Here is a 21,479-nt window from a genome sequence, read left to right as displayed (position 1 = left end):
ACCCCCTTACTTCATTGCATGACCAAGAGACTGAAGATAAGCGATGATTGCATCCATCTCTGTTTTACCTTCTACTTCTTTAGCCGCATTCGCGATCTGTTCATCTTTGTATGGAACGCCGAATTGGTCGCGGAACACCTCAAGTTTCTTCTGCGTCAGCTTGCCATCTAGTACGTTTTCAGCCAACCAAGGGAAACCTGGCATGTTTGATTCTGGTACGAGTTCTCGCGGATCAAGCAGGTGAACGCGGTGCCATTCATCAGAATAACGACCACCAACACGAGCTAAATCCGGACCTGTACGCTTAGAACCCCACAGGAATGGATGTTCCCAAACACTTTCACCCGCTACCGAGTAATGACCGTAACGCTCCGTTTCTGAACGGAAAGGGCGAACCATTTGGCTGTGACATACGTTACAACCTTCACGGATGTAGATATCACGACCTTCCATTTCCAGAGGAGTGTAGACACGTAAATTCTCTACGCTCTCTGTTGTTTGTTTTTGGAAAATCAGCGGAGTGATTTCTACTAGCGCACCCCAACTGATAGCAAAAACAATAAAAATAGCCAACAAACCGACATTACGTTCTAGAATTTCATGGCGATTATTAGAATTATTACTCATTCTTAAATCTCCTTATGCCGGATGCGGAATAGCTTTTAGGCTTTCTTTAGGTGCACTTACTGTCTTGTACGTGTTGTATGCCATTAGGAACATACCAGATAGGAAGATGAAACCACCCAAAAAACGCACAAAGTAGAACGGATAAGATGCTTCTACAGACTCAACAAAGCTATAAGTTAACGTGCCGTCAGAGTTAACCGCGCGCCACATCAGACCTTGCATTACACCAGAGATCCACATCGCAACGATGTAAAGCACAGTACCAATTGTCGCTAACCAGAAATGTACGTTAACTAGGCCTACTGAATACATGCGTCCTTGACCAAATAGGCGAGGAACTAAGTGATATACAGAGCCGATAGAAACCATCGCAACCCAACCTAACGCACCAGAGTGAACATGACCAATGGTCCAGTCTGTGTAGTGAGAAAGTGCGTTAACCGTCTTAATCGACATCATTGGACCTTCAAAGGTAGACATTCCATAGAATGACAATGAAACAATTAGGAAACGTAAGATAGGGTCATACCGAAGCTTATGCCACGCACCAGACAGCGTCATTATACCGTTGATCATACCACCCCAAGATGGAGCAAATAAAACTAACGACATCACCATACCTAGAGACTGAGTCCAGTCTGGTAGTGCAGTGTAATGAAGGTGGTGAGGGCCAGCCCAAATGTATAATGAGATCAATGCCCAAAAGTGAACGATAGATAAGCGGTAAGAATAAACAGGACGTTCAGCTTGCTTAGGAACGAAGTAGTACATCATACCTAGGAAACCAGCGGTGAGTAGGAAACCGACCGCGTTGTGTCCATACCACCATTGAACCATTGCATCCACAGCGCCAGAGTAAATCGAGTAAGACTTACCAAGGGAAACAGGGATAGCCATACTGTTCACGATGTGAAGTACTGCAACCGTGATAATAAAGGCGCCGAAGAACCAGTTTGCCACATAAATATGTGACGTATTTCGTTTCACCAGAGTGCCGAAGAACACCACCGCATAAGATACCCACACTAACGCAATTGCGATATCAATAGGCCATTCTAGCTCAGCATATTCTTTCCCCGATGTTAAACCGAGAGGCAAAGTAATGGCGGCTGCCAGGATGATTGCTTGCCAACCCCAAAAGGTGAAGGCAACGAGTGGGCCACCAAAAAGACGTGTTTGGCATGTACGCTGTACAACGTAATAAGACGTTGCGAACAGAGCACTTGTACCAAACGCAAAAATTACCGCATTAGTATGCAGCGGACGTAAACGACTGTACGTCAACCACGGCGTATCAAAGTTTAGCTGTGGCCAAACTAATTGAGCGGCAATCAAAACACCAACAGCCATACCAACTATGCCCCATAAAATGGTCACAAGGGTAAATTGGCGAACGACTGTATAGTTGTAGTTTTGTTCAAGCTGCTTTACTTGGCTCATTTGCATGCTTCCAATTTCTAATTAACTACACTTTACTTTCAACACGACTTGCGTCGTAACACCACCCAAGTAAACTCAAGAATTTAAGTGTTATCATCACCTTATTTCTATTGCTGACTTTGATAAAAAGTGGCATTTTCAGCATGGCACTATACTTGAATTAACAATTCAATGACAGGGTAGTAACCTTACAGGGCCTCTGGAAATCATTTTTTATTTAAAAAGTTTGAAGTTTGTAACAAGGATATTAGTAATTATGCCGGCACAAAAGTTAACAAAGGCGCGACTTGCACAAATCTTAATCATGCTCAGTGTTTTAATCGGAGCCTTTTTCTGGCGGACCTTTACACACGAGACCATCAATACCATCGACTGTTCACAAAAAGAGCGATGTGATGTAACAATTGGAGAAGAAAAAATCACGATTAATCGTGACTCATCAGGTATTTCGATCGAAACGATAAAAAGTAGCACTCTGAAAGTTGATCAAAATCAATCTGGTGAATATGTTGTTCTTAGCGAAACCGACCAACATATTAAATGGGGTTCTATTTCGGAATCTAATAAAATTAGCTTTAAAAAAGACAAAAACATTATTGTCGTTCAGCTCTAAATCAGAACTGCCACGAGATAATTGTAACTTTTTGATGAAATACATACCGTCTTACTTAATGAAAATTGATCGGAATGGTATAACAACAGCGTGATATTCAATTATAAAAGCGTATGCATTGCCAAACAGTTTTTACTCATATCATCGATGAACATTTAGCTATCGACAAACTTCGTTCTGAATTGACTCAGGCAAGCTTGTCGTATGTCTTGCTTTACTACACAGAAGAGTATGATTTTAAGTCCATTCGTGAAGCTTTTCTCAAGTATTTTCCTAGAGTACCTTTCCATGGCGCAAGCTCTTGCCAAGCCGTTATGACGGAGGAGGGATTTCACTCTGGCCCCGTTATTGCGGCGTTTGCTATTTATGATTCAGAGTCACATGCTTATGGTACGGGGATTTCCAAAGACAACATAAGTGACAGCGTCTCTTTTGCGTTGGATATGGCGCTTAAGAGTGCAGGTCGAATCGGCGAAGTACCGAACTTGATCCTTCTCCATGCAACTCCAGGTCAAGAAGAGTCAATTATAGAAGCTATTGATGAGAGGTTTGGCACGCTTATTCCTATTATCGGCGGCTCTGCTGCAGATAATAACATTGAAGGTAAATGGTCAGTTATCACTGCTCAAGGTCATCAAACATCGGGCATTAGCGTCACTCTTTTTTACTCTTCCCAGCCTGTCGATATCGCTTTCAGCGCAGGGCACATACCTACAAATATCAAAGGGATAGCAACCAAAACTAATGATAGATGCTTACTTGAGATTGACCATCACCCAGCGTTAGATATTTATAGAAAGTGGACCAGTCATCAAGATAATCAGACAAATCAAGATGACCTTTTATTTACTAACTCCAGCGCATACCCGCTAGGTCGTGTGGCAGGTTACCTTTACGAACGACCATACTACAAATTATCCCATCCTATTCGCGAGACCCATGATGGTGGAATCGAACTCTTTACAAGAATAGAAGAGGGAGAAGAACTGACTCTAATGAAAGGGAGCCGTGATCACTTAGTAGCGCGTCCCGCCAAAGTTGTAAATGCAGCCTTCAATCAAAAGTTAGAAGAATCTCGAAAAATAGGTGTGATAAGCATCTTCTGCGCAGGCCCTATGTTGCACTTAATGCAAGACATAAACAGCGTCTGCGAACAAATTAATCAGGAACTAGAACACCTACCTTTTATTTGCCCGTTTACCTTTGGTGAGCAAGGGAGATTCATTGGTGGTGAAAATGGACACGGAAACTTGATGATATCATCAGCAATCTTCCATAGACCTTATGAAAGATAAATACATCGATATATTTCAACAGGAAGCGTTGCAAGAGGCGTTAGTCGATCTCAAGCAAGCTAGGCAAAGAGAGCGGTTACTTGTGGAAGAGAATAAAGCGATTCTCTCTGCAATATCTGCGATGAGCAAAGCCAAAAATATTAATGAGATATTTACCGAATTAACCAACGTTTTTAAGAAGTACATCAGTTTCGACGACTTTATTGTACTTACACGTGATGGTGAACACTATCCATTCAAAACCTTAATAACGACGAATAGCGTGTTTGACTCGGTTAATTGGTTACAAGGTGACGTAATGGATAGGGCTCTGAATGGTGAGTGTATCTTGCTATTTGAGCCAACAAAAATAGATGAGTTTGCTAATTTAAATAGCTTCGTCAAAAGCCACGTCAATTCAGTTGTTTTAACAGGTCTTCGCTCTGAAGTAACACAAACTGTTATCTTATTGGTTGGTGCTCAGAAAGGGCACTTCAGTATCGAACAAAAAGAAACGCTTAGGCGATTTAGACCCTTAATCGAACGCGCTGTCATCGATATTGAAACTAAAGAAAGGTTACAGCGTATCGTCGAGGTGAGGACAACTCAGCTTGCTAAGGCAAGAGAAGAGGCCGTGTTCGCTAATCGTTCCAAATCTGAGTTTTTAGCAATGATGAGCCATGAAATACGTACCCCTCTAAACTCTGTGCTTGGAATGTTCGATATATTAAGGCAATCAACGTTATCAGAAGAGCAAATTGACGCACTTAGCCAAATGGAGTGCTCAGCAGAATTACTTCTGGCGATAATAAGTGACATACTCGATTTATCCAAAATTGAGTCAGGCAGTTTCCAGTTAAATGAACAGTGGATAAGCTTAAAAGACACTGTCACTTTTGTTGTGTCTCAACAAAAACAAATGGCCAAGAAAAAGAACCTTCATTTTGAATTTCGCTGCACCGTTTCACACGATAAACAATTTTGGATTGATTCAACAAGACTCTCTCAAATCCTTTTTAACTTGATTGGTAACGCGATTAAATTTACCGATTTTGGCACGGTGAACATTTCTGTTTCTGAGCAAGATGACGAGCTCATTGTAACCATTTCGGATACTGGTATTGGTATTTCTAAAACGAAATTGGAATATCTGTTCACGGCGTTTTATCAGGGTGACAGATCAATAACCAGACGTTTCGGTGGGACAGGATTAGGCCTAGCAATAACAAAACACCTTGTCGAGATGATGCGAGGAACAATACAAGTTGAGAGTGAAGAAAGTGTAGGCTCTACATTCACGATAACAGTTCCTGTTCTAACTAGGAATAATCAGTGTCGTCCCGTTAAAATAGAGCCTAACCAACCAAATAAAGCAATGGATCTTCTTGTGGTAGAAGATACCGAGTCCAACCAGTTGGTCATAAAGTTGATCTTAAGTAAGCTTGGTCATAACGTACATATTGCAAACCATGGCGAAGAAGCATTAACGTTCTTAGAAGAAAACAGCAATTTGGTTGATATTATTTTTATGGATGTATCTATGCCGGTAATGGATGGTATTACTGCAACAAAGTTAATTCGTGAAAAAGGAATTCAGGTTCCAATCATTGCGTTAACGGCACATGCTTTAGAAAGTGACCGCGATAAATGTTTAGAAGCCGGAATGAACAACTTCATTTCAAAGCCAGTTCGAAGGCAAGATATCTTCAACGCAATACAGTCTTGTGAATAGCATTAATATAGCTCTTAACAATCGATAGATTATTAAGAGCTATATTAAGTATTTTATGGTAAATAACGATTATGTTTAATTGCTCTTCGGAGCACTGAGCGGAGGGGGTTAAGCTAGGTGTGTTAAGTGAAACTCATTTATTCATTACTTAACATAATATACATAATGCGCACTTGAGCTGCTCTAAATTGGTCAGTGAAAACACTCCATAAAGCATTGAAATACTTGGCAATCCTAGCCCGTTAAACTTTTTTGCAATGTTTTCCCACATTCCTTTTATGTGTGGATTTTCGTTGCGATCAGCGTGACATCCCAACAAAGCTATCTCTGGGTCAATTCCTGAATTCTCCGCTAGAAAAACTGCTTCTGAATCAGATATATAGCGTCTTCCTTTTCGCATTTCGCTGATTCTGGACGCGTTTACATTCAAATCATGTGCGATTTGCTTGTCTTGTACGTAGTTTTTCGCCTTTTTGTAGGCATCTAACAGCTCACTTTGATACATGGGACTACCTCCGTTTTTTTGATTTTAGCTTATTAGTTACGGAAATTCGCATCTAGTAATTACGAAAATCCGTAATTACACTTACGACAAATCGTAATTAAGACCGCCTCAGCTTGGGGCGTTTGCCCTTGACGCTTTCGCGCTTGGCTTTGGCGGTCGCTCTCAACTGGTCAAGGTGGTTGTTATGTCTCAAGTTAAATACGTTCTCTGTCAAGATTGTCTTAATGTTCTTCCATTTACAGTTGCTCGTCATATTGAGGAAGAATTTTGTTCTTGTGGTGGTCAGTTTTGTGGCTGTCCTTCTTGTGATACCGATGCAGCAAAAATTATAAATGCTGGCGTTGTTGGTGATGTAAAGAAATCACTTTCGGTCATTAAGTCTTTAAAGGCGGAGGTGTAATTATGTTAACCGTCGGAAACTGTAAAACTCTTTTAAAAGAATCCGGTTCGGATTTATCTCAAGTTTTTGTCGCTGTCGATTGTAGTGATTTTGATATTGTTTTTGATTTTGAATTTGATTGTGAACCTCAATTAACTCTCGTTCCTAGCCTTTCACCAACTGATTTCACCGCAGAAAGTTTTATTGAATACATTTCTTGTTTTGCTGAGCACGTCATTCTACGACTTGAATCTGGTGATGATGTTCGATTGCTTCGCGAGTTTTTTTCTGATGGGACGTTTCGTTTTAATCTTGTTGATGAAACTGCCGCTTTTGTTGGTGAGTTTTAATCATGCGTGAACTTGTTATTGATTTGGCATCAGGTAAACAGGAATGGATTGATTTTGTTCCTGTCCATTCTTGGGCTTCTTGTGAGCACATTCCTGACAACTTATTCGACCATCGTTTTGAGTACGTCGACCACACACGTAATCCCTACCCTGAGCACTGGACGCCGCCGCCAACTTATCACGAACAAATCGAGTTGGACTTTAATGTTTCTCGTTCAATGCTTATTCCATCTAGGGATGTTTCTTATCGTCTTGAGAAAAGCGGTTCGCCGTGTGATTTATTCTTTTCTATCAAACGTCACGGTGATTTCACTCGACACATGACACGCGCTTACACCGACATTCTGAAAACGCGCAACGCTTTAGAAGCGGCTCGCGCCGTTAATGATGCTCACACCCGTTTGACTGAGCACGGCTACAGCTACGCTATGTCTGATGAGCAAATTACCAATCTAGCTAAGCGCAAATCACGTGATTTTTCTCGTGTGTTAAGTGCGATTCCGCTTGAAGAATCACAAGCGCGTTTTGATAAAGCGTGTCAGCTTCTTGATTCATTAGGCTTGGCATTCTCACCTGAGCAAATTCAATACGCAGAAAACAACTGTGAGCTTTTCGCGTTGGTGAACCGTGCACTTGATGAGCATTGGCTTGTTCGTCAACTGCGTCGTAAATGTGCTTACGAGGTTGAATGTGCTGCGCGAGATTTAGCGCTTGTTCAACGCCGTAAGCAAGTTTACTGCTCGGATTTTTCTCTAAGCCGTCAACGTGACCGCAATACGTCTAACCGTATCGCGCTAGAAAACACGATTGCTTACGATGAAGCTGACCCGTCTAACTACTTCACACTCAGTGAGCTATCCGCTAAGTCGGTTTCTAACCCTGAGATTCGTCGCGCTGAAATGTTTGTTCGTCTGCGTGGCTTTGAGGAAATCGCTCAAGAGTCGAATCACGATGCGGTGTTCTTCACGGTCACGGCTCCGTCTCGTTTTCACTCTGTTTCTAAAGGCGACATCAACCCGAAATGGCTTGAGGCTGGCAAGCCTGACGCTAAAACGGCTCATCATCATTTGATGGGTGTTTGGCAATCTCTCGGAAGAGTCCTTGCGAAGAAAAAAATCAAGGTTTACGGGATGCGCATTGTCGAGCCTCACCAAGACGGCACACCGCATCACCACTTGTTGTTGTTCATGGAGAAATCCGCACGCAAATTTGTGACGTCTGAGTTTCGTCGTCTTGCTATGGCTGATTCTCCTGACGAAAAAGGCGCAACAAAATACCGCTTCAAAGCGGAAGTTATCGACTGGTCGCAAGGTTCAGCCGTTGGTTATGTCGCTAAATACCTGAGCAAAAACATCGACGGTCAACATATTGATTCAGACAAAGATTCGTCTTTGTCTGGCTCGGATGCGGCGGAACGTGTCGTAACTTGGGCGCGAGTGAATCAAATTCGTCAATTTCAATTTATTGGTGGTCCATCTGTCACGGTATGGCGTGAGTTTCGTCGTCTTCGTGATGAATTCAAAGAGGACGATGCTTTGTTAACAGATTTATCTCAAGACGAACACTTTCTATTAGAAAAGGTTCGCCGCTCTGCTGATGAGGGCGACTGGAAGGCGTTTTGTTACGCAATGGGTGGTGTGTTCGTTAAGCGCAAAGACCAACCAGTAAAAGCGGAATACTCCGTTTCAACCTCTATCGAAAAACTGATTGCTTCGGGCGGTGAATACTCATCGACTCGCTACGGCGATATGGCTCAAGCGCGTTTGAATGGCTTGATGTTCCATAAGATTTTTATCGCGACTCGCTTCCGTACTTGGAAGACCGAGAACAAAGAGCAATTCATCCGTGCTCAACAAGGCATCATGTCTAACGTGGTCGATTACTTCGACGCGCTAGAACGTGAAAAAGAATACGAGCGTATGTATGACGACCTTTACGAGCAATACGAAAAACACCTAGCGCTCTATGACGAAATGGAAGCGCTGTTGCTCACTGACCCTCAGGAAATTAATGCGTCGTGTTTGGTGGGCGCAGCCCCGCCCGACATGATGCATTAATTTCCCTTGGACTTGTGTCAATAACTCCCGCTTTCTTAATTAACTAACAAACAACGTAAAAATAAGGGCAAAACACTATGAGAATGGAAGGTTTAATTCTAGATGCTTCGGACATCGTTCAAGAAACCAAAACAGACCGTAACGGCGAACAAAAGCAAAACGGCAAGCTGCGTCTTATCACGACCAACCCAACGGACACCATTGAAGTGCGTGTTTCTCCTGAACTTTGGCAAAACGGTAAAGCAGGTGAGCTGCTCAAGCGCTGTGTGGGTAATCGCATGATGTTTGATGTGGAACACAAGAAATTCAGCTTTGGTAACGATGAGGGTAAACACGTCTCTATCGACGGTTTCCACCTTTACGCCCTACCTCAACTCAACGAAAAGTAAGGGCTAAATCATGACCGAGACGCAATTTTCAGAGCTAATGGCTCGACTCGATAACTTTCAGTTGATGGTGTTCTTAGGCATTTGCTTTTTGTTAGTTGCGCTCGGTTGGATTGTCGGAGGGCAAAGATAAATGCTGTCAACAGAGTTCATGCTCGGCTGTTTCGCGACAGCGTTTATCCTTGGCTTGTCGATTGGTTTCCACATTCTCGGATTCAAGAAAGCGGCTGAGGTTTCAACTTCATAAACAACATATAGGAAATAAACTATGGAAAAGCAAAGCAAAGTACGCGCAGCAATGGTTAAGGCTGGCGCAGTAGTAACAGCAAAACGTACGGCATTTGGTGGTGCACTTCTAACGGCGGCTTCTGGTGCACATGCGGCTTTACCGGAAGAGGCAGCCACAGCGTTTACTAGTTTAGGTACTTACGTTACTGACATGCTCGCTTCAACTTGGGGTATCGCTGTTCCATTAACGGTTGGCTTTATTGGCATCAAGCTATTCAAGAAAGGTGCAAACAAAGCAACTTAATTTTAATTGTTGCTTTATACACCCATTGGTCAACGCCTCCGAATGGGGGCGTTATTTTTTACAAGAAAGGTTTGCAAATGAGTATTAAACAAAGCATTGCGTTACTTGTTGTTCTTATGAGTGTTTCGTTTAGTGCTTTTTCTGGTATACAAATCACATCCGGCCCTTATTCTGGCTCTTATTTTGATAGTCCATCACATTATATATCTACTATTTCCGGTAGTTGCTTGAAAGGCATTTCTAGCTCATGGCGCAATGCTATAGTTACGGGTGGTACTGATAGGGGGAGTTATATTGAACTTAAATATGATACTTATTCTGATGCAGGTTCGACTTGTACTAAATTAAACTCTACAAGAAATTCACGCAATCATTTTTATTTAGCCGACGTTGAGCCTCCCCTTCCTTTTTGCGACCGTCCCGAAACCATCCAGCAAATGGATGATTTTCGTCAATCTTGTCTAGTTATGGGAAATGGTTTTACTGCTGATGTTTCCTGTTCTAATGTTGATGAAAATTTAGAAATGTTTTGTGATGCACCTCCCCCTGAAACTTGCGAACCTGGTTCTCCCTCTTTTCCTGCTTGTCTGGATGATGAAAATAAATGTGATGAAACTCATCCTGATTGGAATCCAGAATACGGGATGTGTTGTTCACCAGAAAATAACTGGTGTGATGTGCCTCCACCTGAGTCTTGTACGATTTTTTCACCTAACTGGCCTGAATGCTCCGGTGATACTGATATTTCACCTCCATCTGGTGGTGATTTGAATGACCCAACCAAACCGGACGGCGGCGGTTCTGGCAATCCAAAACCTGATAAACCGCAACCTGATGTCGAAGATACTCCCGATTCTCTTGCTGCTATAAAGTCCATCAATGAGGATTTGAACAAACAATTAACGAGTATTAATAACGATTTAAATAAAAACCAAGCGGAAACAAAATCCGCTCTGGATGCGCTGAAATTATCAACCGATTTAAATACCCAAACGATAGTTGAAGGTGCTAATCATGTTGCAAATTCTATTGATGACCAATCAAGTACTTTAACGGCGGTGGGTAATAAAACCAATGGATTGCTTACGTCTGCGAATAACTTATTAAATAATGGGTTTGGTCAACTGTCTAGCGACCTTGGCGATTTGCAGGAAACCAACGAGCAAGGTTTTGGTCAGCTTTCGGATAAATTAGACGATTTAAAACCATGTGTCCCCACTCCTGAGAATAGATACTGTGAAAACCCTCATGGCTTGAATAGTAACTTTTTAGGTGACGTATTAACTCAGGCTGATTCCACTGTTTCCGGTGCTTTAGGCTCTTATGAGTCGACGGTTGTTGGTGCGGCAAATGATTTGTTAGAAAAGAATATTACGGCTGATTCTGAGGCGCATATTACCGCTGTTTCCGATTCATTTATTAATTTGCTTCCACAACCTAGCGAATGTATGCGGCTTTCTTTACCAACTCTCAACGGTGGTAGCGTTTCAATTTCTTGTGAGTTCTCTCATAAGTTAAAAATGATTCTCTCCATTCTTATTTACATCTACACGATTAAAACGCTCGTTGAAATATTGCTCACTGAAGTGACGCCAGTTCCAAGTAATAAACCAAGTTCGGGGAGATATTATTAATGATTCAGCTGTTACCTATTGTTTCAGGCATTTCTGCCGCATTGCGTTTACCTGCTTTAGTCGCGTTTATTGCACAAATAGCGACGACATTGTTTGGTTGGTTCTTCATTGCGAAAGCGCGCAATGTCACGATTAACTTGGTGATTCTTACTCTCTTGATTGGTCTAACGCTCGCGCTAACTCTTGCCATTTATACGCTTGCGACTGGGCTCTCTTACATTACACCCCCGTTTTGGTCACAAGCGGCGGGTATGTTTATCCCTAACAATGCGATTCCTTGCGTGAGTGCTATTTACTCGGCGCGTCTTCTGCGTTGGGTGTGGGAATGGAAGTTTTACGCGATTGTGAGGGCGGCATAATGGCATCGGTCTATTTTGTTACGGGAAAGCTCGGCTCAGGTAAAACGCTAACGGCAGTCGGTAAAATTCGCGAAGCATTTCTTCGCGGTGTGCCTGTGGCGACAAACCTCGATATTAACTTGAAAGAAATGCTTGGACGCGATAAGCGCAATACTCGCCTTTATCGCCTTCCTGACAAACCTGAAGTGGAAGATTTGTTTGTGATTGGCTCTGCAAACAAAAGCTATGACACCAAAAAAGACGGCTTGATTGTACTTGACGAGTGCGGAACGTGGTTCAACTCGCGCACATGGAACGACAAAAATCGACAAAAGTTAATTGATCACCTTTTACATATTCGAAAGCTTGGTTGGGATGTCATTTTCATCGTTCAAGATATTTCGATTGTTGATAAACAAGCACGTCTCGCACTGGCTGAACACACTGTATTTTGTCGCCGCTTAGACCGTCTTCAAGTCCCTATCGTCTCCACTGCGGTGTCCGTTTTGACGCTCGGTCAACTCAAGTTAAAAATGCCCAAGTTACACGTCGGAATCGTCAAGTATGGTGACAATGCGAACTCACTCACCGTTGATAAATGGATGCTTTGGGGTACGGACTTGTATAGCTCTTACGACACTAAGCAGATGTTTAGGAATAACTATGAGGACGGCGTTTATTCATTATTACCGCCTTATTATACCCACGGACGTTACACTGTCCCGTATACGTTGAGAAATATCATGCGCATTACGAAAATCTATCTCCGTAAATACTCTCGATTCAGTGTGTTTGCGGCAGGTGTCGCCGTCTCGTTTGCGGTGTTTACCTTAGTTGGCACGCCGAACATGTCGACGGAACCCGAAACGACTCAAACGGCGGTACCTCGCGAGTCATTGAGTGACTTGCTCGACGGCTATCGAATCGAATCGTCAATGAATCCCCCAAATGTCGCCCCGTCTTTTGTATTGGTTAAGGACGATGTACGCCTTTCGTCTTCGCAACTCTACGTAAAGGGCTACACGGCTCAATCTAACGGCTCTTGCTCCATTACGGTTAGTGGCAACGGTCAATCATTTAAAGTCATGTGCTAGGGAATAAGGTGCGTTTTATGTCATGGATAATCGCAAAACTCATATCTTTTCTTTCAAAAAAACAAAAAGAATCTTATTGCGCCGTAGGCTCACTGCTTACGCGCACATTACTAATCATGCGCTGTGGTAAAGTTGAGAAACAAACAACGGCTTGTTCCAACTTTTCCACATCCAGCATTACCGCTTTACTGCTTACGTGCGCCCTATTCGGTTCACCTGCTTTTGCCGCAAGCTCTGCGCCCTTTGAGGCAAAAAACACACCGATTGGAGACTTTGCATCTTGGTTCTCGGTTCATACTGGGAACACCGTGGTGCTTGGTCAAGGTGTCACTGGTGAGGTCAGCTTTACCGCACCGGATTTAAAAGATGAGGACTATCCAGCCTTTTTCCTTTCCGTGCTTCGTGCGCACGGTTACGAGCTTACGCATGACCACGACGTTTTTACCATCATTGCCGATGCTAACAAGGTGGAGACGTTTGAACCCTCACAAGTAAAGCTGTACTTTTTTGAGAATGTTCGAAATACCAAGGTTGTTGATTTGATTTCTTCGATGCTTACTGCAACTCAGAATCAAACGCTGAACAACAAAGCGATTAAGAATTACAAGGTTGAGGTGCTACCGACCACAAATAGCATTATCGTGACTGGCTCTAAGAACCAATTGAAGCACATTGATGTGCTCATCAAAGGTATTGATAGGCCACAAAAGCAAGTCTTTATCGAGGCAGTAATTACCGAAACTGAGCTAGGTGACTCTCAGGAAGTCGGCGTAAATATGGACTTAGCACTGAGTGAGGCTGGCTTTGTTTCTCGGCCTACAGCAATCAAGAAAGCCGTTGATAACCTTCTTTTCTATGAGGGCGGTGATTTTAATGCGCTTATCAAAGCTGTATCAAAAAATCAGAATACTAAGCTCTTATCACGACCAAACATGTTCATTATGGATAGGGAGCGCGGTTATATCACGGTTGGTCAGAACGTGCCGTTTCTCACTTCGTCTGAGGTCACTGACGGCGGTAATCGAGTCCAGCAAATCGAACGTAAAGATGTGGGTGTATCACTTGAGGTAGTACCGCATGTGATTGGTGACCATGTTGTGTTGCAGATAATGCAAAAGTCCGACTCGGTAACAGATTCCTCTATCGCATCCGACATCATCACCAATACGCGAACACTGCAAACAGTGGTCAAGGTTAAAGACCGCCAAACGATCTCTTTAGGTGGTTTGATTTCCCAAGAGCAGCGCGACTCGGTAAGCGGTGTGCCAGTCTTAATGGATGTACCTTTACTTGGTGCTCTATTTCGGTCAGAAAAGACCAATACGGTCGATAAAGAACTTAAAGTAACGATACGAACAACAATACTTTAACCAATAAAAAAAAGCCCTTTAAGGGCTTTTTTTTGGCTCATTTCTTTTTTAATTTCGCAATGCATCTAGCGTATTTCACTAATTTCGACATTGTATTTCTGTCACTCGGTGATTGAATTTCAAGTAAGGCTATTCCGGTTAATATCTCTTGAGGTGTAACCATTTTTCCTGTTGGCAGTTCAAGCGTGTATTACGGGGGTAAATTCCACGGAACTATCAACTCTCTCCGTGTATCTGCAAGTGTAACGCGCCAGTGTTTGAGCGTTAGCGAGTTTTGCTATCATATTGCGAACCGGTATTCCTGGAACAAAACTATTTTTGCTATCATTAACCCATTTTTTACCTGGCTCGATCGATTAAAAATGCTATCATTACTTGTCCAGGCAAATTCTGCAGAAAGGGAAAATGATGGCTATTACAATTCGAGATACAGAAAAGCATGAGGAAATGCTATCCACCTTGTCTTCATTGACACGTCAATCAACAAAATCAAAAGCTCTTATCGAAGGTGGTTATACTGCTATAAGGTATGAACAGATGTATAAAGATGAAAAGGAAAGAAGAGAGCGTCTACAGCGTGAACTTTATGATTTGCGTAGTAAAGTTAACAGGTACGTTTCAGCTTTTAGCGCGCTCTCTGAAATTGAATAAAGGGGCTTAGTGCCCTTTTTTTATTTTCATTAGTGCTCTGACGTATTTCATGATCTCTTTTGCGATCATCAAATCAGGTTCTGCCCCTAGTTCAAGTAGTGCTATTCCCGTTAGTATTTGTTGCGCTGTAACAAATTGCCCCGTTGGTAGTTCTAATGTGTTTTTATGCATTTTGAAAAGCTCCCAGTCCTCGGAGGTGGCTAGTTCCCTCCCACTAGTCATTCTCATCAATCGTTTACACTCTGGCGGTATGCTCTGCCCCTTGTCCCATTTCTTGACAGTTGTCACACTTTTAAAACAAAGTTTTGCCGTCTCTTCTATGCTTAATCCGCATTCGAATTCACGAAAAATGTAATTCTTGTTCATTTTTCGAAAGTTTGTCATATACGCCTCGTTTATTAAACGAATTGGTATATAACGTAAGTTGATGATTATTCAACATAAGGTGACATAATGCGTACTTGGCATAAGGGTCAGAAGACCAGATTAGTTAGGCCATATTTGGCTTTTGCTACCTTTTCATCATAACGATGATTAGAACCAATCATCAACTTTAAAGCCGTGTTTGTGTATTCCGTTTCTATAAGCTCTTAAATCGAGAACGATTAGATATGTATTAATTAGAAGATATGTGTAATCGAATATACTTTTCTGGGAAATTATAGCGATAGCGTTTTCCTACCTTTAAGTTAGATTTTACATATCGACATACTTTTTTGTCGCCATTGCTAGTTACTCGCTTTATGGCTGCTTTCTTACTCTTGTGCTCCATTTCTATCATAACATCGCAGTAGCCTTGATAATCGTCGAATTTATTACTCACTTTTCTTTGGAGTTTCGTTTTGATTTTTTTCGCCAAAGGGTTCGTTTCCGCATCGTCAGCTAAAGCTATTGGCGACGTGCTAACAAAAAATAAAATTATTAAAGTTACAACGTAGCGCATTTTCATTCCATTTATATTATCCAATTGAGTCTTCTATCTTAATTATCTTATCTATGAATACGAAAATGGGACGCAACATTGCGTCCCATTTAACACTGTACAGTAATTGATATGTAGATTAAGCGCGCTTCTTTCCTTTGCTTGCTTTAAATCCTTGATGAGGGAAAACGTTTCTAATTTTTTGCTGGACTTTTTTAGGTACATTTTTACAAAACACCAATCTCATCCCTGTCCGCTGGTTGTACACTTTCATCTTGCCAGTAAACGGATTATGCTCACCGATATCTTTTAGGTTATGCTTAAATGATGGCGGTAAGTGCCCTTTTATTTTACTAATGTGCCCGTTATCAAAAGATACTTTGAGTATCGGTCGATCAACCGCAATTAACCAAAATATCACAATAGCAGCAATTAAAATTACGTATAACATATGACGCTCCCTAACCTAATTGGATAGCAACTTACTTAAATCTTCTTTGATAGAGGTAACTTTCTGGCTCGCTTTTTCGCTTCTTGAAGCCTCGGAAAGTAAGTATTCAATGGCATCAGAGAGCGTACATCCCAGTTCATTTGCTCTACTAGAAAGCTTTTCCCATACCCTGTAATCCAAATCTATGGATTTCTTCTTGGTATGAACTTGTTCTGCGTTGAAATGGCGCTTCCTTTTTGCACGAATAGCCTGTTTGAGTTTGTTCTCTATCTCTTCTGACATATGGTTTTCTATCCAGGCCAGTACAAGTGTAGGTTCGTGCTCTAGGCGCTTTAACTCTGCAACGGCAGACTCGGCTGCACTGGTGTCAATGTGGCGAGTAATAGCCTCCCCATCCTTCCATTTGTTTATCAAGTATTTCCATTTCCACCCGCACTCTAAATTTTCAAGCTGCTGATATTTCATCTGTTTCCACCTACAAAGATAGCCTAGTGACAGCGTAACTCAGATGTTGAAGTTCGGCAAACAAATACATTAGAAGTATCGATGCTGATCACTTATTTGTCTAAGCCTTATTCACCGAGTATTCTTCATTTTAGATAGCGTAAATTGGTGCTAGGGAGTTAATGCTCATTTCGTTATAATGGTAGCAATATTGAATTATGATGAATTTTAATGAACCAACTTAACTGGCAAGACGTTACTCCTTCGCTCGAACAATACGAAACGCTTTTAAAATCAACTCGTACACTACCTAAAAAGACATTTGTAGACCTTCAACCGAGAATGGCGGCGACAATATCGCGATTTTCAAAAATTTTCGGTTTAACACGTGTTTTACTTATCAATTGTGTGGACAATTCTATATACCGAGATTTTATAAGCGATTCTGTAAAGAATGAAACCTCATTGCCGGTAGTCACCACAGAATCTCTTGATGCCAAACTTCTATTTGATCGCTATAGCGTAGGTGAAAACGGTGAGACTGTTTTCCAGTCAGGGCTGCTTTCCAAAGCCGACAATGGTTATTTGATCGTACCTGCAAATTTAATTTTAGCTAATCCGGGATATTGGCCCAATATTAAATCAGCAGTTCAAAAGCATCCCATCGATCCATTGAATTTGAGCCCTACTCGTCTTGCGTCTTCTCCGATTTCGTCATGTCGCTATGATGTCAAGCTTATCGTAACCGGAGAAAGAAGCCAGTTGGCAGAGCTTGAGTATATTGATGAAGACTTCCGCTCAGGTTTCACTATGTATACAGAAGTAGAGGAAGATATTCACTTATCGCAACAAAACTTAGCTGATTACCTTAGTCTCGTTAACTGGATATGTTCCGAGTATTGCTTACCAAGTTTGGATGACAGCGCATTTAAAAGATTGCTTTTGGCTGGAATGCGTTATACCGAAGACCAACATTATCTTCCTTTGGGGGTAATGTGGCACTGTCAATTATTGAGTCTTGCGAGTCAGTACAGTTCAAATGAAGAGCTTGATTATGACGCGATAGATAGAGCGATTGATGACAAGTATTACCGTGAATCATACCTGCCACAACGTGCTGTTTACGACATTCTTGACGGGCAAGTGATTATAGAAACAACAGGTGAACAAGTCGGACAAATTAATGGCTTAACGGTGGTTGATATGTCAGGTCACCCAGTTTCTTATGGTGAACCTGCACGTATTTCATGCGTTATTCACTTTGGTGACGGTGATGTTTCCGACGTTGAACGTAAAGCTGAGCTTGGTGGTAATTTGCACGCCAAAGGCATGATGATTATGCAGGCATTCCTAAGCTCTGCGCTCAAGCTGGACGAACCGTTACCTTACTCTGCCTCTATTGTGTTCGAGCAATCGTACAGTGAAGTCGATGGTGATAGTGCATCCCTTGCGGAGTTATGTTGTTTGGTCAGTGCTTTATCAGCATCCCCTGTTAATCAACAAATTGCTGTAACCGGCGCTGTCGATCAATTTGGACGAGTACAAGCTGTTGGAGGGTTGAACGAGAAAATTGAAGGCTTCTATCAGGTCTGTAAGCATCAAGGTTTTACTAGGAACCAAGGTGTGGTCATGCCAACCAGCAACCTCAAGCATCTTGCTTTACATAAAGATGTAATAGAAAGTATCAAGAGTGGCGAGTTCCATATATGGTCAGTTTCTACCGTTGACGAAGCCATTCCTATTATTATGGGTAAACCATTTAGAGGTGAAGACGACAGCATTATTGGAAAAATTGCTGAACGTATTGAAAGTTTTGAAAGACATGAGCATACAGAAGGAATTGTGCAACGCATCAAAAACTGGTTTGTTTAGTACTGATCGGAGTTGTCTAGCGTACACGTGTTCACTAAGATGCACCTGTCAAAATTTGGAGTAATTGATAATGCAAAACAAACGTGATTCTTACAACCGTGATGATCTTCTTGCTTCGAGCCAAGGTGAGCTGTTCGGCCCTGGATACCCGCAGCTTCCTGCACCGAATATGCTAATGATGGACCGTATTGCTAAAATGTCCGAGACTGAAGGTGATTTTGGTAAAGGCTTGATTTTAGCTGAATTGGATATTACTCCAGATCTTTGGTTTTTTGATTGCCATTTCCCTGGTGACCCAGTAATGCCTGGTTGTCTTGGTTTAGATGCAATGTGGCAGCTTGTTGGTTTCTTCCTTGGTTGGGTTGGCGGTAAAGGCAAAGGCCGTGCATTAGGCGTTGGCGAAGTGAAGTTTACTGGTCAGATACTACCAACGGCGAAAAAAGTGACCTATGAAATCCACATGAAGCGCGTCGTGAATCGTAAATTAGTGATGGGTTTGGCTGATGGCCATGTATATGTTGATGGTAAAGAGATTTACGTTGCCAAAGATTTGAAAGTCGGCTTGTTCCAAGATACTTCAAACTTTTAATTATCAATAAGTACTCAATATCTTTTGAAAGACTCTCTCTGGGAGTCTTTTTTAGTTTTGTAGAAGAGTAAAAAAGGCTCCTGAGAGCCTTTTTGAATCCTTATATTTGTATGTGGAGAGTTATTTGTAGAGACCAGATTGTCTTTCATCTCTGGCATCACGCCAACCACCTAACCAATATGACCGAGCATCAACTTGTTGATACGGGCAAGCCTCTTGAGACCTTCCATTCAACCCTGCCTTATAGCCTTGAGATTGAGCTCGCTCTAGGCGATCACGCTTTTGTCTCTTCATAGTTAATTCCTCATACAGGTCCATTTACTAAGTAAAGCTGTTTAGTGAAACTTTGATGGAGTTTTTATGACTCCATCTATAAGAATCGATCAGATTACGTATTTTCTCAAGGCACAAAAAAAGCAGAGGCTCAAATGTGTGAGCCTCTGCTTGATTTAAAAATTACTGACGATTCTTTGACTATTTTCTACGGAACCCAAACAATCCAAGCATGGTCAAAGCCAACCAATCAAGTCCAGCGCCTTGACGTTCAGACGTTGTTTGTTCAAAAGAACGAGAACGAATATCTGCTTTATCTGCACCAAGTATCGGAAGCAGTTTGACCGCGACTACTTTCTCGGCATTCGCTTCACCGCTTTTACACAAAGAGTTATGCGCAGTACTGTCATACCCTCCTTCGCACTTAATCGCGGTAGCAGAAATAACGCCAGCGTCGTTAATATCTGTTGCGTCAATGATACGGAATTGGTTATTTGCTTCGGATTGGTCACCACCGTTGGTCAAATCATCTAAGAACCATGCTCTATTATCAAAAATAGCTTTGCGCTCTGCTACAGTTCCTGTTGAGTCATATGGATAGATAAAACCACGTTTACGGCGCGGCTTTCCATCGTCCTCACGAGTAGTCTCAGCGTCTAGTTGACCGACGATTTCATTGTACGCGTTAATCCCACCCATCTTACCGCCGGCGCCATTGAAGAAAATACCAGTGGTTGGATAAAATGCGTTTAAAGTATCTCGTACATCATCTACGATAAACAACCGATTTGGATAAGCACCAGCAGTAGCGATTCTTCGTTTCGCCTCGCCGATCGCGACAAAGTTTGAGTTGACATTCGTTAAGCGTGAGTTTGAGTGAATAGTATCCCCCCCCTCACGTTGTCTTGCACCTACAACAACTTTGCTTTCCCAAACTGAGTTTGCAACTGAACCTTGATCGTCCGCTGTTGCAACAAAGACAGTCGCGTTTAAATAGTTTTCATCAGCATAGGTATTGTAACCCACACCATAGATGGCTTTAATCTTGTCAGTAACATCATCACGTACAGTGACAAGGTCACGCATACTGCCTTGGGCAAGCTTTTCACCGTCTTTAGCACTTTTACTTGGCCAAGCTATTTCACTGACATTTCCACTTGCATCCCAAATTGCAGCTTTTGAGGTGTGATGCGAGCCATTTGTATTGCTTGCTGTTCTGGAAACACTACCTACTGTAAAGGTACCGTCTGTATTCCACGCGTGGCTTTGTACAACACTTGCTTGGCTGAGAATATTTGGCTTAATAGGCGAAACAACTCTATTTCGTGTTTCCAGTGTTGATGAGTCTGATGTGCTAACAACGCTTTGATTACCAATCGCTGCGCCGCTTTCTGTTAGATGATTAATAACATTGTTATATTCATTCGTGTAGGCGTCAGCATTGCCTTCTACAAAAGCTAATGCGTTAGAAGTGAAATCTTTATTTAGCTCTTTGTTCCAAGGCGCCCAGTTTACTGCAGCCCAAGATTCACAAGTGGAGTAACCAAGTTGGTTGAAGCAATAACTTTCAAAATCGTCAAACTCTTCTATGTTATAAAAGCCCGCGTCCATGGCAAACGGGATTTCTTCACGGTAGCTGTTACCATCGACTGCTTGCGTTGCCGATATCGGCGTTGTACGAGTCTCAAGCGCTAGTTTAAATTGCTCTGGTGTACAGTTCGCTGCAGCATCAAAGCAGCCTAAAGTGAAAGGTGAACCTGTTGAAGGATCTGTACCCGCATCACCTTGCTGAATTGCAACGCCGTAAGCCGTTTGGTAGTCACCGTTTGAGCCATGATCCTGAGGTAAAACCTCAACAACTTGATACAATGCCGCATGTGCATTCATTGTGGTGCCAACCATTATCGCAATGGCGGTCAATTTGAATTTATTACTACAATTCATTG

General features: G+C 42.2%; 24 protein-coding genes. 15 read left to right on the top strand and 9 right to left on the bottom strand.

The annotated features are described in order from the left end of the window. Positions 1 to 6 precede the first annotated feature (6 nt). Together ccoO and ccoN are read right to left on the bottom strand one after the other, a co-directional pair. Entirely contained in the window at positions 7 to 627 is a 621-nt protein-coding gene (ccoO, locus tag AC3D28_RS04365; protein ID WP_098415561.1) for a cytochrome-c oxidase, cbb3-type subunit II, read from the bottom strand. Between the two features lie 12 nt (positions 628 to 639). Next, on the bottom strand, positions 640 to 2,067 hold the full coding sequence (ccoN, locus tag AC3D28_RS04360; RefSeq protein ID WP_179885651.1) for a cytochrome-c oxidase, cbb3-type subunit I: 1,428 nt from the start codon (positions 2,065 to 2,067) through the stop codon (positions 640 to 642). A gap of 256 nt (positions 2,068 to 2,323) precedes the next feature. On the opposite strand from ccoN, the gene AC3D28_RS04355 reads away from it, so the two are divergent. From AC3D28_RS04355 to AC3D28_RS04345, 3 genes are all read left to right on the top strand, one after another. Continuing rightward, positions 2,324 to 2,680, top strand: a complete 357-nt coding sequence (locus AC3D28_RS04355; protein WP_488535663.1) for a hypothetical protein — start codon at positions 2,324 to 2,326, stop codon at positions 2,678 to 2,680. 113 nt (positions 2,681 to 2,793) lie between these two features. After that, entirely contained in the window at positions 2,794 to 3,975 is a 1,182-nt protein-coding gene (locus tag AC3D28_RS04350) for an FIST signal transduction protein (protein WP_488535662.1), read from the top strand. Beyond that, entirely contained in the window at positions 3,965 to 5,686 is a 1,722-nt protein-coding gene (locus AC3D28_RS04345) for an ATP-binding protein (RefSeq protein ID WP_488535661.1), read from the top strand. Before AC3D28_RS04350 ends, AC3D28_RS04345 begins: the two co-directional genes overlap by 11 nt. 148 nt (positions 5,687 to 5,834) lie before the next feature. Here the strand turns inward: AC3D28_RS04345 and AC3D28_RS04340 are convergent, their stop codons facing one another. Continuing rightward, complete coding sequence (locus tag AC3D28_RS04340) at positions 5,835 to 6,191, bottom strand: DUF3693 domain-containing protein (protein ID WP_488535660.1); 357 nt, start codon at positions 6,189 to 6,191, stop codon at positions 5,835 to 5,837. A 184-nt stretch (positions 6,192 to 6,375) separates the two neighbouring features. On the opposite strand from AC3D28_RS04340, the gene AC3D28_RS04335 reads away from it, so the two are divergent. The 10 genes from AC3D28_RS04335 (at position 6,376) to AC3D28_RS04290 (ending at position 14,982) form a co-directional block, all read left to right on the top strand. Then, positions 6,376 to 6,591 carry a hypothetical protein gene (locus AC3D28_RS04335; RefSeq protein WP_488535659.1) on the top strand — a complete coding sequence of 72 codons (216 nt, stop codon included), beginning with the start codon at positions 6,376 to 6,378 and terminating at the stop codon, positions 6,589 to 6,591. A gap of 2 nt (positions 6,592 to 6,593) precedes the next feature. Next, positions 6,594 to 6,920 (top strand): hypothetical protein, encoded by a 327-nt coding sequence (locus AC3D28_RS04330; RefSeq protein WP_488535658.1) that lies wholly within the window; start codon positions 6,594 to 6,596, stop codon positions 6,918 to 6,920. Between the two features lie 2 nt (positions 6,921 to 6,922). Further along, positions 6,923 to 8,977, top strand: a complete 2,055-nt coding sequence (locus AC3D28_RS04325; RefSeq protein WP_488535657.1) for a replication endonuclease — start codon at positions 6,923 to 6,925, stop codon at positions 8,975 to 8,977. An 83-nt stretch (positions 8,978 to 9,060) separates the two neighbouring features. Beyond that, entirely contained in the window at positions 9,061 to 9,366 is a 306-nt protein-coding gene (locus AC3D28_RS04320; protein ID WP_488536050.1) for a chemotaxis protein, read from the top strand. A gap of 265 nt (positions 9,367 to 9,631) precedes the next feature. Then, a complete protein-coding gene (locus AC3D28_RS04315) occupies positions 9,632 to 9,895 on the top strand; it encodes a major coat protein (protein WP_488535656.1) in 264 nt (87 codons plus the stop codon). A gap of 77 nt (positions 9,896 to 9,972) precedes the next feature. Beyond that, positions 9,973 to 11,529, top strand: coding sequence for a chemotaxis protein (locus AC3D28_RS04310; RefSeq protein ID WP_488535655.1), 1,557 nt, complete (start codon positions 9,973 to 9,975; stop codon positions 11,527 to 11,529). Then, complete coding sequence (locus tag AC3D28_RS04305) at positions 11,529 to 11,888, top strand: DUF5455 family protein (RefSeq protein ID WP_488535654.1); 360 nt, start codon at positions 11,529 to 11,531, stop codon at positions 11,886 to 11,888. The genes AC3D28_RS04310 and AC3D28_RS04305 overlap by 1 nt, the downstream gene beginning before the upstream one ends. Beyond that, positions 11,888 to 12,961 (top strand): zonular occludens toxin domain-containing protein, encoded by a 1,074-nt coding sequence (locus tag AC3D28_RS04300; RefSeq protein ID WP_488535653.1) that lies wholly within the window; start codon positions 11,888 to 11,890, stop codon positions 12,959 to 12,961. Before AC3D28_RS04305 ends, AC3D28_RS04300 begins: the two co-directional genes overlap by 1 nt. Before the next feature lie 17 nt (positions 12,962 to 12,978). Next, the gene (locus AC3D28_RS04295; protein WP_488535652.1) at positions 12,979 to 14,331 is read left to right on the top strand and encodes a secretin N-terminal domain-containing protein; all 1,353 of its coding nucleotides are present in this window, start codon (positions 12,979 to 12,981) and stop codon (positions 14,329 to 14,331) included. 405 nt (positions 14,332 to 14,736) lie between these two features. Beyond that, complete coding sequence (locus AC3D28_RS04290) at positions 14,737 to 14,982, top strand: hypothetical protein (protein ID WP_488535651.1); 246 nt, start codon at positions 14,737 to 14,739, stop codon at positions 14,980 to 14,982. A gap of 6 nt (positions 14,983 to 14,988) precedes the next feature. Here AC3D28_RS04290 and AC3D28_RS04285 read toward each other — a convergent pair whose 3' ends face one another. From AC3D28_RS04285 to matP, 4 genes are all read right to left on the bottom strand, one after another. Continuing rightward, positions 14,989 to 15,366 carry a phage protein gene (locus AC3D28_RS04285; protein ID WP_098415575.1) on the bottom strand — a complete coding sequence of 126 codons (378 nt, stop codon included), beginning with the start codon at positions 15,364 to 15,366 and terminating at the stop codon, positions 14,989 to 14,991. Between the two features lie 232 nt (positions 15,367 to 15,598). Further along, positions 15,599 to 15,925, bottom strand: a complete 327-nt coding sequence (locus AC3D28_RS04280; protein ID WP_488535650.1) for a hypothetical protein — start codon at positions 15,923 to 15,925, stop codon at positions 15,599 to 15,601. Positions 15,926 to 16,043: 118 nt separating this feature from the next. Continuing rightward, complete coding sequence (locus tag AC3D28_RS04275) at positions 16,044 to 16,355, bottom strand: DUF3634 family protein (protein WP_098415577.1); 312 nt, start codon at positions 16,353 to 16,355, stop codon at positions 16,044 to 16,046. A gap of 15 nt (positions 16,356 to 16,370) precedes the next feature. Further along, a complete protein-coding gene (matP, locus tag AC3D28_RS04270) occupies positions 16,371 to 16,820 on the bottom strand; it encodes a macrodomain Ter protein MatP (RefSeq protein ID WP_098415578.1) in 450 nt (149 codons plus the stop codon). Positions 16,821 to 17,030: 210 nt separating this feature from the next. Here matP and AC3D28_RS04265 point away from each other — a divergent pair, with 210 nt between their 5' ends. Continuing rightward, entirely contained in the window at positions 17,031 to 18,671 is a 1,641-nt protein-coding gene (locus tag AC3D28_RS04265) for an AAA family ATPase (protein ID WP_488535649.1), read from the top strand. Positions 18,672 to 18,741: 70 nt separating this feature from the next. Beyond that, entirely contained in the window at positions 18,742 to 19,260 is a 519-nt protein-coding gene (gene fabA / locus AC3D28_RS04260) for a bifunctional 3-hydroxydecanoyl-ACP dehydratase/trans-2-decenoyl-ACP isomerase (RefSeq protein WP_098415580.1), read from the top strand. Positions 19,261 to 19,380: 120 nt separating this feature from the next. Here the strand turns inward: fabA and rmf are convergent, their stop codons facing one another. Together rmf and AC3D28_RS04250 are read right to left on the bottom strand one after the other, a co-directional pair. Continuing rightward, positions 19,381 to 19,554 carry a ribosome modulation factor gene (gene rmf / locus AC3D28_RS04255; protein WP_005377453.1) on the bottom strand — a complete coding sequence of 58 codons (174 nt, stop codon included), beginning with the start codon at positions 19,552 to 19,554 and terminating at the stop codon, positions 19,381 to 19,383. Positions 19,555 to 19,734: 180 nt separating this feature from the next. Beyond that, a complete protein-coding gene (locus AC3D28_RS04250; RefSeq protein WP_488535648.1) occupies positions 19,735 to 21,477 on the bottom strand; it encodes a DUF3466 family protein in 1,743 nt (580 codons plus the stop codon). Positions 21,478 to 21,479: the final 2 nt, after the last annotated feature.

This window comes from Vibrio sp. TAP-3B (assembly GCF_057784735.1).
The sequence above is the reverse complement of the archived record's forward strand: the minus strand, read 5'-3'. Positions and strand labels throughout refer to the sequence as shown.